Annotated in this window: 10 protein-coding genes; 2 read left to right on the top strand and 8 right to left on the bottom strand. The window is 71.0% G+C overall.

Going from position 1 to position 12,917, the window contains the following annotated elements; translation table 11 throughout:
- Positions 1 to 38 precede the first annotated feature (38 nt).
- Complete coding sequence (locus OG453_RS18600; RefSeq protein ID WP_266869034.1) at positions 39 to 2,243, top strand: MMPL family transporter; 2,205 nt, start codon at positions 39 to 41, stop codon at positions 2,241 to 2,243.
- Here OG453_RS18600 and OG453_RS18595 read toward each other — a convergent pair.
- Entirely contained in the window at positions 2,217 to 3,665 is a 1,449-nt protein-coding gene (locus OG453_RS18595; RefSeq protein ID WP_266869032.1) for an RsmB/NOP family class I SAM-dependent RNA methyltransferase, read from the bottom strand. The genes OG453_RS18600 and OG453_RS18595 overlap by 27 nt on opposite strands.
- Positions 3,666 to 3,699: 34 nt before the next feature.
- Entirely contained in the window at positions 3,700 to 4,644 is a 945-nt protein-coding gene (gene fmt / locus OG453_RS18590; RefSeq protein WP_266869031.1) for a methionyl-tRNA formyltransferase, read from the bottom strand.
- A 270-nt stretch (positions 4,645 to 4,914) separates the two neighbouring features.
- Between fmt and OG453_RS18585 the strand changes: the two genes are divergently transcribed.
- Positions 4,915 to 5,493: a hypothetical protein gene (locus OG453_RS18585; protein ID WP_266869030.1), complete on the top strand. Its 579-nt coding sequence runs from the start codon at positions 4,915 to 4,917 to the stop codon at positions 5,491 to 5,493.
- Between the two features lie 459 nt (positions 5,494 to 5,952).
- On the opposite strand, the gene OG453_RS18580 is transcribed toward OG453_RS18585, so the two are convergent.
- From OG453_RS18580 to OG453_RS18555, 6 genes are all read right to left on the bottom strand, one after another.
- A complete protein-coding gene (locus OG453_RS18580; RefSeq protein WP_266869029.1) occupies positions 5,953 to 8,112 on the bottom strand; it encodes a primosomal protein N' in 2,160 nt (719 codons plus the stop codon).
- A 359-nt stretch (positions 8,113 to 8,471) separates the two neighbouring features.
- The gene (gene metK / locus OG453_RS18575) at positions 8,472 to 9,680 is read right to left on the bottom strand and encodes a methionine adenosyltransferase (RefSeq protein WP_266869028.1); all 1,209 of its coding nucleotides are present in this window, start codon (positions 9,678 to 9,680) and stop codon (positions 8,472 to 8,474) included.
- A gap of 358 nt (positions 9,681 to 10,038) precedes the next feature.
- Positions 10,039 to 11,244 carry a bifunctional phosphopantothenoylcysteine decarboxylase/phosphopantothenate--cysteine ligase CoaBC gene (gene coaBC / locus OG453_RS18570; RefSeq protein WP_266869027.1) on the bottom strand — a complete coding sequence of 402 codons (1,206 nt, stop codon included), beginning with the start codon at positions 11,242 to 11,244 and terminating at the stop codon, positions 10,039 to 10,041.
- A gap of 132 nt (positions 11,245 to 11,376) precedes the next feature.
- Positions 11,377 to 11,649 carry a DNA-directed RNA polymerase subunit omega gene (gene rpoZ, locus OG453_RS18565; protein WP_005319902.1) on the bottom strand — a complete coding sequence of 91 codons (273 nt, stop codon included), beginning with the start codon at positions 11,647 to 11,649 and terminating at the stop codon, positions 11,377 to 11,379.
- A 70-nt stretch (positions 11,650 to 11,719) separates the two neighbouring features.
- The gene (gene gmk, locus OG453_RS18560) at positions 11,720 to 12,313 is read right to left on the bottom strand and encodes a guanylate kinase (RefSeq protein ID WP_266869026.1); all 594 of its coding nucleotides are present in this window, start codon (positions 12,311 to 12,313) and stop codon (positions 11,720 to 11,722) included.
- A gap of 38 nt (positions 12,314 to 12,351) precedes the next feature.
- Entirely contained in the window at positions 12,352 to 12,678 is a 327-nt protein-coding gene (locus OG453_RS18555) for an integration host factor (protein WP_055698939.1), read from the bottom strand.
- Between the last annotated feature and the right edge of the window lie 239 nt (positions 12,679 to 12,917).

Raw genomic sequence — 12,917 nt, 5'->3', positions numbered from 1 at the left:
TCGGTCCACCGGCACGACGTGGGGCAGCGGGGGTAGCCATGCCGGACGAGCGGACGGACAAGCAGCCAGGAGTACAGCCGGAAGGACAGCGCCAGGCGGGCCGCGGTGTGGCCTGGCTGGTGTGCGGGAAGCGCACCAAGTGGCTTGTGGTGCTGTTCTGGCTGGTGGTGATCGTCGTCGCGGCACCCCTCGCCCAGAAGCTCACGGACGCCCAGGACAACCAGGCCTCTTCCTGGCTGCCCGGCTCCGCCGAGTCCACCCAAGTCCTGGAAATCTCCGAGGACTTCAGGCCGGAGCAGATTCCCGCGGTCGTCGTGTACGCCCGTGAGGGCGGCCTGACCGCGCAGGACCGCGCGCAGATCACCAAGGACGTCAGCGAGCTCAAGCAGCTGAGCGACCACGGCATCCGCGGCGCGGAGACCCGCGGCCCCGTCTTCGACACCAAGGACCCGAACAGCGCCGAGGCGGCCCAGATCTTCGTACCCATCACGATGGACGAGAAGGGCTGGGAGCGGATCGGGCCCGCCGTCGACTCCATCCGCGAGGACGTGGGCGAGGGTTCGGACGGGCTCGCGGTGCACATCACCGGGCCCGGCGGTACGTCGGCGGACTTCTCCGAGGCGTTCGAGGGCATCGACTCGACGCTGCTGCTCGCGGCGGGCTCCGTCGTCATCGTGATCCTGCTGGTCACCTACCGCAGTCCGATTCTGCTCCTGGTGCCACTGATCTCCGTGATCGTCTCGCTGTTCGCGGCGCAGGCGCTGATCTACCTCCTGGCGGAGTACGGCGGCCTGACGGTCAACGGCCAGAGCGCCGGCATCCTCACGGTCCTCGTCTTCGGCGCGGGGACGGACTATGCCCTGCTCCTGGTCGCCCGGTACCGCGAGGAGCTGCGCCGCCACGAGGACCGGCATGAGGCGATGCAGCTCGCCCTGCACCGGGCGGGGCCCGCGGTCATCGCGTCGGGCGCCACGGTCGTCCTGAGCATGCTGGTCCTGCTGACCGCCGACATGAACTCGACGCGGGGCCTCGGCCCCGTCGCGGCCATCGGCGTCGCGGTCGCCCTCCTTGCGATGCTGTCGCTCTTCCCCGCCCTCCTGGTCGTCTGTGGCCGGTGGCTGTTCTGGCCGCTGATCCCGCACGTGGGCTCGGACGAGCCCACCGAGCACGGCGTCTGGGCCCGCACGGGCGTCCGTATCGCCCACCGGCCCCGGCTGACCTGGACGGTCACGGCGGTGGCTCTGGCGGCGATGGCGTTCGGTCTGACGCAGCTGCGGGCCGAGGGGCTCAGCAACGCGGACTCGTTCACGGAGAAGCCCGACTCGATCGTGGGCCAGGAGGTGCAGGCCGAGTACTTCCCCGCGGGCAGCGGCGACCCACTGGTGATCGTGGCGAACACAGGCCAGGGCGAGGCGGTGGGCCGCGCCGTCGCAGCGACACCCGGCGTCGACCCGGCGAGCATCGGCGTGCCACCGGGGTCGAAGGCGGAGGCCGACGGCCGGGTCCTGTTCGAGGCGACCCCGACCGACCCGGCCGACAGCGAGGCCGCCAAGCAGACCGTGGAGCGGGTCCGCGACGCGGTGCACGCCGTGCCCGACGCGGACGCGATGGTGGGCGGCGGCACGGCCGCCCTCCTGGACATGGACAAGGCAACGACCCACGACAACAAGCTGGTCATCCCGCTCGTCCTGGTGGTCGTCCTGATGATCCTCTGCGTGCTGCTGCGGGCCCTTGTCGCGCCACTGCTGCTGATCGGGACGGTCGTGCTGTCCTTCTCCGCCGCGCTGGGCCTCAGCGCGCTCGCCTTCCGGTACATCTTCGACTACGCAGGTGAGTCGACGGACTTCCCACTCTTCGTCTTCGTGTTCCTGGTGGCGCTCGGCATCGACTACAACATCTTCCTGTCGACCCGTATCCGTGAGGAAGCGGGCCACCAGGGCACCCGTGCGGGCGTGCTGACGGGCCTCGCCGCGACCGGCGCGGTGATCACATCGGCGGGCCTCGTCCTCGCGGGCACCTTCGCCGCGCTCGGCACGCTCCCAATGGTGGCGTTCGCCGAGATCGGCTTCGCGGTCGCACTCGGCGTCCTGCTCGACACCTTCATCGTGCGGTCCGTCCTGGTCACCGCGTTGTTCCTGGACGTGGGCCCGAAGGTGTGGTGGCCGCACCCCCTGAGCAAGGACCCGGCGGCCCCTGCTCAGGCGGCGGAAGCAGGCTCAGGCGGTGCGCCGGATCAGCGCTAGGTACATCGCGTCCGTGCCGTGCAGATGCGGCCACAGCTGGATGTCGGGTCCGTCGCCCAGCGCCGGGACGCCGGGCAACAGCGGGCGCGCGTCGATGAGTTCGGCACCCTCGGCACCCTCAAGGTGCTTCAGTACGTCGTCCACGACGGCACGCGTCTCCGCCAGATGCGGTGAACAGGTCGCGTAGCCGACGACGCCGCCGACGCGCACGGACTCCAACGCCGTGCGCAGCAGCCCCCGTTGCAGCGGCGCGAAGCCGTCGAGGTCCTCAGGGCGGCGCCGCCAACGGGCCTCGGGGCGGCGGCGCAGGGCGCCGAGTCCGGTGCAGGGCACGTCCATCAGGACCCGGTCGAAGGTGCCGGGCTGCCACGGCGGCCGGGTGCCGTCGGCGGTGATGACCTGATACGGGCCGGGGTTGCCGCGCAGCGCCTGCGCGACGAGGCGGGCCCGGTGCGGCTGCTTCTCGGCGGCGAGCAGGGCCGCGCCGCGCTGCGTGGCGAGACCGGCGAGCATGGCGGCCTTGCCGCCGGGCCCGGCACAGCCGTCAAGCCACTTCTCGTCGCGCCCTTCCAGCGGGGCGTTCGCGAGTGCGATGGCGACGAGCTGGCTGCCCTCGTCCTGGACGCCCGCGTTCCCCTCGCGCACGGCCCCGATCGCGCCGGGCTCGCCGCCCTCGCTGAGCCGCACGGCATACGGCGACCAGCGGCCCGGCAGCGCGGACTCCTCGCCGACGGAGTCGAGCAGTTCGTCGGCGGTGGAGCGGCCGGGGCGGGCCACGAGCGTCACCTCGGGCCGTTCGTTGTCGGCCTCGAGCAGGTCCTCGATCCCGGCGCGCCCGCCGCCCAGCGAGTCCCAGAGTGCCGAGACGACCCAGCGGGGGTGCGAGTGGACGACGGCGAGATGGTCCTCGGCGTCCTCGTCGTAGGGCGGCGCGACCTTCTCCAGCCACCCGTCGAGATCGTCGGCGGCGACCTTGCGAAGGACCGCGTTGACGAACTTGGCCCGCCCGTCGCCGAGGACGACGCGCGCGAGCTCGACGGAGGCGGAGACCGCGGCGTGCGTCGGGATACGCGTCCCGAGCAGCTGATGCACCCCCATGTTCAGCACGTCCAGGACCGGCGGGTCGACCTCCCGCAGCGGCCGGTCGATGCAGGCCGCCACGATCGCGTCGTACGTTCCCTGCCTGCGCAGCGTGCCGTAGACCAACTCGGTGGCGAGCGCAGCGTCACGCGCGTCGAAGTCACCCTTGTCCCGTGCCTTGCGCAGCAGCGGCGGCAGGACAAGATTCGCGTACGCATCGCGTTCGTCGACGGCCCGCAGCGCCTCGAAGGCGAGGAAGCGGACGGGGTCCTTCTTGGGACGGCGGTGGGGCTTGCCGGGCTTCCCCTGCTTGCGGGGAGGCCGGCCTGGCTGGTCGTTCAAAGGTGCTCCGCTGATGGTGATGAGGCGTATTCGTTCAGCGTACGTCGGTGGCGCCGACCCGCTCGCCCGGGGCGATCCGCACCCCGCGCGCCCAGTCCGCGCCGCGCATCGGCTTCTTGCCCTGCGGCTGGACCCAGAGCAGCTCCACGGCGTGCGAACCGGAGCCGACGTACACGTTGTTCTTGGCGGCGAAGAGCTCACCGGGCGCCAGGTCGGTGCGGTCCGGGGCGAGCGCGGCCTGGATGATCTTCAGCCGCTCCTCGCGGAAGACGGTCCAGGCGCCGGGCGCGGGCGTGCAGCCGCGCACCACGCGGTCGACGCGCAGGGCCGGGGCCGCCCAGTCCACCTCGGCGTCCTCGACGGTGATCTTCGGCGCGAGGGTGATGCCGTCAGCGGGCTGCGGCACGGCCTTCAGGGAGCCGTCCTCGATGCCGTCCATGGTGGCGGCGAGCAGCCCGGCGCCCGCGAAGGCGAGGCGGGTGAGCAGGTCACCGCTGGTGTCGGTGGGCCGGACGACCTCGGTGACGGTCCCGTACACCGGCCCGGAGTCCAGCCCCCGCTCGATCAGGAAGGTGGAGGCGCCCGTGATTTCATCCCCCGCCATCAGGGCGTGCTGAACGGGCGCGGCGCCGCGCCAGGCGGGCAGCAGCGAGAAGTGCAGATTGACCCAGCCACGCGCCGGCACGTCGAGGGCCACCTGAGGCAGCAGGGCTCCATACGCGACGACAGGGCAGCAGTCGGGCCCGATCTCCCGCAACCGCGCCAGAAACTCCTCGTCACGCGGCTTCGCGGGCTTGAGGACCTCGATGCCGGCCTCCTCCGCACGCTGCGCGACCGGGCTCGCGACGAGCCTGCGGCCGCGGCCCGCCGGGGCGTCGGGGCGCGTGACGACGGCGGCCACCTCGTGCCGGCCGGAGGCGATCAGGGCGTCCAGGGCGGGGACGGCGACTTCGGGGGTGCCTGCGAAGACGAGCTTCATCGGTGGCTGTCGGCCTCTCGGGCGGGAACATGACGGGAGCGCACCAGTCTATGAGCCGCGCTCCCTGGCCGCTCTCCTCGGGGCGCCCGCCCGGGCCGTGGCCGTTCCCCTCCCGGGGGCGTACGCATGGACGCGCGCCCTGTGCATATGCGCATACGCCCCTGCACCGTGACCCCACACGAGCTAGCGCGTTGGTCAAGAAAGAGTTGACCACAGTGGGCCGCGGATGCGGCCCGAATCCTTTTCAACGCCGGTTCGAGAGGCTTGTTCATGGCCGACCACGCAACCCACGACGCCCAGGCACGGGCCAGCCTGCACCTCCTGGTGCGGGACATCGAGCGGGTCCGCCGGCAGGTGGACGCACTGCGCACCCTCACCGCCCAGCTCGGCAACGTCTACCGCCCGCGCCGCTCCAGCCCGTCCGCGGGTTTCGTCGTGTACGGGCGGGCCCCCGCCCCGACCGTCCGCCTCGCCCAGGAACTGCGGGACAGCGTCGAGACGCTGGTCACCGCGGCAGTGGACTTCGACCGCTCGCTGGGCTTCTCGTGGGACGCGGTGGGCTCGGCCCTCGGGGTCACCAAGCAGGCGGTGCACCGCCGTTACGGAGCTCGCAGGGCCACGACGCAGGCGGCGGCCGAGGCGGAGCGCGCTACGGAGGCAGCACCGTCAACCGCGGCTGCTGCCGCGACCGCGACCGCCGCCCGGCCACCGGTCCCGGTCGGCGCGCAACTCCCCTCCGTGCCTTCGGTCCCCGCGGCCCGCGCGATGCCGACCCAGCCGACGGCAGGCAGCTCCGCCCTCCGAGAAGACCCCCGCCCCCCAGCCTTCCCCAGCCCCCGCAACGGCTAGCCCTTACCTGACACTTAGCTGCCTCCCCCCTTCCGAGGGCGGGGGGCAGCGCTATGCGGGCCCTCTGCCGCACCTAGCACGACGCCCGTACGCGACCGGCGGCTCTCGCTGCGCCCATCCGCCCCGCACACCACGCCCGACCGACCGGCCGTCCCCCGTTGCGGCCAGCCATTCCGCACACCCCGGCCAACCGGCCACCCTCGTTGTGGGCAGGCGTTCCACACGCCCAGGCCGACCGGCCGCCCTCGTTGCGGGCAGGCGCTCCGCACACCGCCCCCACCCTCAACAATCCGCCGTCCGCGTTGTGGGCAGGCGTTCCGCACGGCGGAACGGGTGGGCACAACGCACAGCCGCCGGGCCCCGACACAACAAGGCGGCAAGCACCGGCACAACACCGCGCACCAACGCCGGAGGCGAGGCCCGCCGCAGGCGAGACGACCGCGGCGAGGACAGCAAGGCCTAGCCGATATCCAACGGGTCCACCCGAATCCGCACAGGCTCCGCCGCCCCGCGGGCCATCCGCCCCGCCTGCGCCACCTTCAACGAAGCGGCAAGCGCGGCCCCACTCCCCGGCGGCACCCGAATCAACACCCGCTCCCAAGCCTCCCCAACAGGCGCACCCCCAGCCCGACGCCCACCCCCCGGCACCGCATCACGCACCGGAACAGGCCCCAACACAACAGCATCCGCCGGAAGTTCAACCCCCGCGAGAAACGCGGAAAGCACCTCCGGAGCCCCCGACACCGCAGCCATCCGCGACACCGGCGGAAACCCCAGCTCCGCCCGCTCCGCAAGCTCCCGCACCGCATGCCCCACGGGATCCCACCGCACCAACGCCTGCACAGGCCGCAGCGTCGGCTCGGCGACGACCACCACGGTCCCCCCGACACCCTGCGGTCGCACCAGGGAAGCCGCCCCGATCCACCGCCGCAACGCGTCCTCCCCCGCCCGCAGATCAGGCCGCCCCAACATGGCCCACCCGTCAAGCAGCAGCGCAGCCGCGTACCCACCCTCGGCAACAGGCTCCGCCCCCGGCGTACTCACCACCAGCGCGGGCGCCCCCGCCACGGTGTCAAGCACCTGCTCCCGCCCCGAAGTCCGCACCGGCACGGCCGGAAACGCCCGCCCCAGCTCCTCAGCCGTACGTCGCGCCCCCACAATCTGCGCCCGCAGCCGGAATCCACCACAGGAACCGCAGTGCCAAGCGGCCTCCTCCACCCCGCACCAGCCGCACCGCAGCGCGGCCCCACTGCCCTGCGCCTCCAGCGGCCCGGCACACCGCCGGCACCGCGCGGGCTCCCGGCACCGCTCGCACGCGAGCCGGGGCACATACCCCCGCCGCGGCACCTGCACGAGCACGGGCCCATGCTTCAGCCCCTCCCGCACCACACTCCACGCCAGAGTCGGCAACCGCGCGGCCCGCGCCGCCTCGTCCCGAGCAAGATCCCCGTCCCCCACCGTCCGTACGAGCGGCGCGGCCCCCCGCACCTGCTCACGATCGGCGACGAGCGGCGCGGCCCACCCGCTCTCGACGAGCTGGGCCGCCTCAACGGTGCAACTCCAACTACCCAACAAGAACCCGCACTTGTCCCGCGACGCCCGCAGCTCAAGGACTTCCCGCACATGCGGGAAGGGCGCGTTGTCATCGCTGTGACTGGCATCCCCGTCGTCCCACACGACAACGAGCCCCAGATTCCGCACCGGCGCGAACATCGCGGCCCGCGTCCCGACAACGGCCCGCACGGCCCCCCGCCGCACGGAGAGCCACTCCCGATACCGCTTCTCCTGCCCGGCATCGGCGGTCAGCACGGCATGCTGCCCCGGCCCCATCAACGCGGTCAGCGCCGCGTCGACCCGGGCAGCAGGCCGCCCGGCGGGCACGACGACCAACGCCCCCCGCCCCGAGGCGAGCGTCGCCTGTACGGCCCGCGCGATCTCCTCGGCCCACTCGGGCCCCGGCAGCGCGGTCCACACGGCCCTCGGCGCACCCCCGGAGGCAAGCGCCCCCAAGAACTCCGCCCCATGCCCGTACCGCCGCCAACTCCCCACATCAGGAACAGCGGGAGGCACCGGCGCCTCCCCCATCTCCTGCGCCTCTGCCCGCGCATGCCGAGGCGGAACGGCCAGTTGCAGCACATCCGCAAGGCTCCCCGCGTACCGATCGGCAACAGCCCGGGCAAGCCCCAACAGCTCCGCATCGAGCACAGGCTCAGGCGAAACGACCTGCGCCAGGGCGGCCAACGGCCCGGAGTAATCCGACTCGGCAACCCGCTCCACAAGAAACCCGTCGATCAACCCCCCACCCTCACGCCGCCCGCCCCGCACATTCCGCGCCCCGGCCCCGAACCGCACCCGAACCCGCACCCCGGGCTGCGCCTGCTCATCCAATTCCTCGGGCACGGCATAGTCGAAGTACCGATCGAGATGCAGCACCCCTTTGTCGACAAGAACCCGCGCCACGGGCAACTCCTTGGCCACCGCGGCCCCCCGCCACGTCCGCGGCTTGGCCCGCGGCACCTTGGCCTTGCGCACACTGTCCCGAATCAACGCAAGCTGCTCGGGCTCGGGCACCCCACTCTCGGCACCCTCACCCACACCCGACCCGTTCTCCCTGCTCACAGCTGCATTCCTACCAGACCGCACTGACACTGCCGGGCGCCCGAGATCAAGCCGGCCGCGGATCACGAACGCCACCAAGGGCGCTTCTGCCATCGCCCACTCGGCCATACCGATCGAAGACCGGCAGCAGGATTCGAACCTGCGAGGGAGTCATCTCCCGGAAGTACCCGCAGCCATCGCACCGGGCGCCTCGACAGTCAGCTCTCCCAGGACTGGGAGAGCACCACCCTACGAAGCACCGGACCGGCCGCGCCAACCCTTTCCCTCCGCGACGACCCACCCACCAGGTGCCCGCCAACGACGAAGGCCCGGCCCTCCCGAAGGAGAGCCGGGCCCCAGAGCCTGATGAAGCGCGGATCCTACAGCCCCGCAGCCTTCCGCAACGCCTCGACCCGGTCCGTCCGCTCCCACGTGAAGTCGGGAATCGCGCGGCCGAAGTGGCCGTACGCCGCGGTCTGGGAGTAGATCGGGCGGAGCAGGTCCAGGTCGCGGATGATCGCGGCCGGGCGGAGGTCGAAGACCTCGGCGATGGCGGCCTCGATCTTGTCGGTGTCGACCGTGGCCGTGCCGAAGGTCTCCACGAACAGGCCCACCGGCTCGGCCTTGCCGATCGCGTAGGCGACCTGGACCTCGCAGCGGGCCGCGAGGCCGGCCGCGACGACGTTCTTGGCGACCCAGCGCATCGCGTACGCCGCCGAACGGTCCACCTTCGACGGGTCCTTGCCGGAGAAGGCGCCGCCGCCGTGGCGAGCCATGCCGCCGTACGTGTCGATGATGATCTTGCGACCGGTGAGGCCGGCGTCGCCCATCGGGCCGCCGATCTCGAAGCGGCCGGTCGGGTTGACCAGGAGGCGGTAGCCCTCGGTCTCCAGCTTGATGCCGTCCTCGAGGAGGGCCTTCAGCTCCGGCTCGACCACGAACTCACGGATGTCGGGGGCCAGGAGCGAGTCCAGGTCGATGTCCGACGCGTGCTGGGACGAGACGACGACCGTGTCGAGGCGGACGGCCTTGTCGCCGTCGTACTCGATGGTGACCTGGGTCTTGCCGTCGGGGCGGAGGTAGGGGATGGTGCCGTTCTTGCGGACCTCGGACAGGCGGCGCGACAGACGGTGCGCGAGGTGGATCGGGAGCGGCATCAGCTCCGGCGTCTCGTCGCACGCGTAGCCGAACATCAGGCCCTGGTCGCCCGCGCCCTGCTTGTCGAGCTCGTCCTCGTCACCCTCGACGCGCTTCTCGTACGCCGTGTCGACGCCCTGCGCGATGTCGGGGGACTGCGAACCGATGGACACCGAGACGCCACAGGAGGCGCCGTCGAAGCCCTTCTTCGAAGAGTCGTAACCGATCTCGAGGATCTTCTCGCGCACGAGCTGGGCGATCGGCGCGTAGGCCTTGGTGGTCACCTCGCCGGCGACGTGCACGAGGCCGGTGGTGATCAGCGTCTCCACGGCGACCCGGGACTTCGGGTCCTCCCGCAGAAGCGCGTCGAGAATGGTGTCGCTGATCTGGTCAGCGATCTTGTCGGGGTGACCCTCGGTCACAGACTCCGAGGTGAAGAGACGGCGGGACACATCGCTCCCTGTGGTTGCAGCGGCTGCTGGCTGATCATTGGTGGACGGGCCGAGAGCTGCGCTCGGCGTCGTCCGAGACCAGTTTATCGGTCGTACTGGGCCGCCGGACCACGTGTCTCGCCACTTGGGAGCGCTGTGACCTGCGGCACTGCATTGTGCGGTACGACGATCGGTCTCCACCAGAGGGCCTCGCGCCCGAATTTCCCGGGTTTGACGCGCCCAGTGGGGCGAATGTGACATCCCACCTCGGGGTTTGCGCCCCTTACATCGGAAGGCCGATCCTCTCCTGCTTTCTCGAGGTTACGCCCCGACTTCACCAGACGTTCAACGATCACTTCCCTCACTGAACGTTCGGCGACTACTTCGTCAGGCGTTCCGCCACCAGATCCCAGACGGTGTCCGCCAGCGCTTCCTTCGGGCCGTACGGCACCGGCGTCTCACTGCCGTCCGCGCCGAGCACGACCGCCTCGTTCTCCTCGGAGCCGAACGTCTTGCGTTCGCCGACCTCGTTGACGACCAGCAGATCGCAGCCCTTGCGCGCCAGCTTGGCGCGGCCGTTGGCGAGGACGTCGTCGGTCTCGGCGGCGAAGCCGACGACCACCTGGCCCGGGCGCGGGCGGTCACCCGCGATCTCGGCCAGGATGTCGGGGTTGCGGACCAGGGCGATCGGGGCCGGCTCCTGCCCGTCCTTCTTCTTGATCTTCCCGGTCGCGTACGTCTCGGGCCGGAAGTCGGCCACGGCGGCGGCCATCACCACCGCGTCGGCGTCCGCCGCGGCCTTGAGGACCGCCTCGCGGAGCTGGACGGCCGTGCCGACGGGCACGACGTCCACGCCCGCCGGGTCCGGCAGCGCGGCGTTCGCCGAGAGCAGCGTGACCCTGGCTCCCCGGGCGGCCGCGCTGCGCGCGAGCGCGTAGCCCTGCTTGCCGGAGGAGCGGTTGCCGAGGAAGCGGACCGGGTCGAGCGGCTCGCGCGTCCCGCCCGCGCTGACCACCACGTGCCGTCCCGTGAGGTCGCGGGCCAGGTCGCCGCGTGCGAGGACACGGCGTACGACCTCGAAGAGCTCGGCGGGCTCGGGGAAGCGGCCCTTGCCCGTGTCCACGCCGGTGAGGCGGCCGACGGCGGGCTCGATGACGAGGGCGCCGCGGCGGCGGAGCGTGGCGACGTTCTCCTGGGTGGCGGGGTGCTCCCACATCTCCGTGTGCATCGCGGGTGCGAAGATCACCGGACAGCGGGCGGTCAGGAGCGTGTTCGTCAGGAGGTCGTCGGCGAGGCCGTGGGCCGCCTTCGCCATCATGTCGGCGGTCGCCGGGGCGACGATGACGACGTCGGCCGCCTGACCGATCCGGACGTGCGGCACCTCGTGGACGGAGTCCCACACCTCGGTCGAGACCGGGTTGCCGGACAGCGCCGACCAGGTCGCGGCCCCCACGAAGTGCAGCGCCGAATCGGTCGGCACGACGCGTACGTCGTGGCCCGACTCGGTGAGCCGCCGCAGCAACTCACAGGCCTTGTACGCGGCGATCCCGCCACTGACCCCCAGAACGACCTTGGGCTTGCCCACGGTGCCTCCCCGCACTCGGATCCCCACACTCGGAAAACGTACGACTCAACGTACGACTCCATGACACACCACAGGCCCGACAGTCGCGCTGCCGGGCCTGTGGCCAAAGAAATGCTCAGAGAAAACTGATGCCTACTGGGCCGGGCCCTCGATGGCCTCGGACGTCAGCAGACCCGCGTTGATCTCGCGGAGCGCGATCGAGAGCGGCTTCTCGTGGACGTGCGTGTCCACCAGGGGGCCGACGTACTCCAGCAGGCCCTCACCGAGCTGCGAGTAGTACGCGTTGATCTGGCGCGCGCGCTTGGCGGCGTAGATCACGAGGCTGTACTTCGAGTCGGTAGCTTCGAGCAGCTCATCAATCGGCGGGTTGATGATGCCCTCGGGCGCGGTGATGGAAGAGGACACGCTCTGCCTTCCGATGGGGAAATGAAGATCAAACTGTGGTCGAGCCATGATGGTCGAACCGTGGTGAAGATCAAACAACTTTCATCAAGGCTAGCAGCTCACGGGCCACGTCCTCGACGGAGGTATTGACCAGGGTCGTATCGAACTCTTCCTCGGCGGCGAGTTCGGTCTTCGCGGCCTCGAGCCTGCGCTCGATGACCTCGGGCGCCTCGGTCCCGCGGCCGGTGAGCCGGCGGACCAGCTCGTCCCAGCTCGGCGGGGCGAGGAAGACCAGCTGCGCCTCGGGCATCGAATCGCGCACCAGGCGCGCGCCCTGCAGATCGATTTCCAGGAGAACGGGCTCGCCCGCCTCCAGGCGCTCGATCACCGCGGCCCGCGGTGTGCCATAGCGGTTTCCCGCGAACTCGGCCCATTCGAGCAGCTCGCCATTGGCGATCAGCTTGTCCATTTCCTCGTCGGAGACGAAGAAATACTGGACGCCGTGCTTTTCGCCGGGCCGCGGCTTGCGGGTCGTGGCCGAGACCGAGAGCCAGACCTCGGGGTGTTCCTTGCGCATATGAGCGACGACCGTGCTCTTGCCGACCCCGGAGGGGCCGGAGAGCACGGTCAGCCGCGGACGTACGTCCGGGGGCACGGGGGTCGTCCCCCGGGATGTTGCAGCCATGCAGCGATTATCCAGGTTCTCAGGAGTGCCTGAGAACATCAGCCAGCGGCACTGCCGCCGAACTCACGCTCCAGTGATGCGATCTGATTCGAGCCGAGACCGCGCACGCGGCGACTCTCGGAGATGCCAAGACGCTCCATGATCTGCTTGGCGCGGACCTTGCCCACGCCGGGCAGTGACTCCAGGAGGGCGGAGACCTTCATCTTGCCGATGACATCGTTCTCCTGACCCTGCTTGATGACCTCGTGAAGCGAGGCGCCGGAGTGCTTGAGTCGATTCTTGACCTCGGCCCGCTCCCGGCGAGCCGCGGCGGCCTTTTCGAGCGCGGCTGCGCGCTGTTCAGGGGTAAGGGGCGGAAGAGCCACGCCTACGTCACCTCGGATGTCGAACTGTCGGATACGGACCGGTGAGGAACCTAGTCGCCCCACACCTGGTGAGCAACGTGCAACGCGCCTGCTAAGCGCTTGCCCGTTCGCTCTCGTCGGAGACTAGCGGCCATGACGGCCGGAGTCAGCGAGAACAGACGAAAAGTCCTGGTCAGCCTCTGTCGAGCCGTACATATCGGGCATTTCGCCCCGGATTTGGCCTGGTGAGCCATCAACGA

Origin of the sequence: Streptomyces sp. NBC_01381, from assembly GCF_026340305.1 — a bacterium.
In the GTDB taxonomy this organism is placed as follows: domain Bacteria; phylum Actinomycetota; class Actinomycetes; order Streptomycetales; family Streptomycetaceae; genus Streptomyces.
The sequence above is the reverse complement of the archived record's forward strand: the minus strand, read 5'-3'. Positions and strand labels throughout refer to the sequence as shown.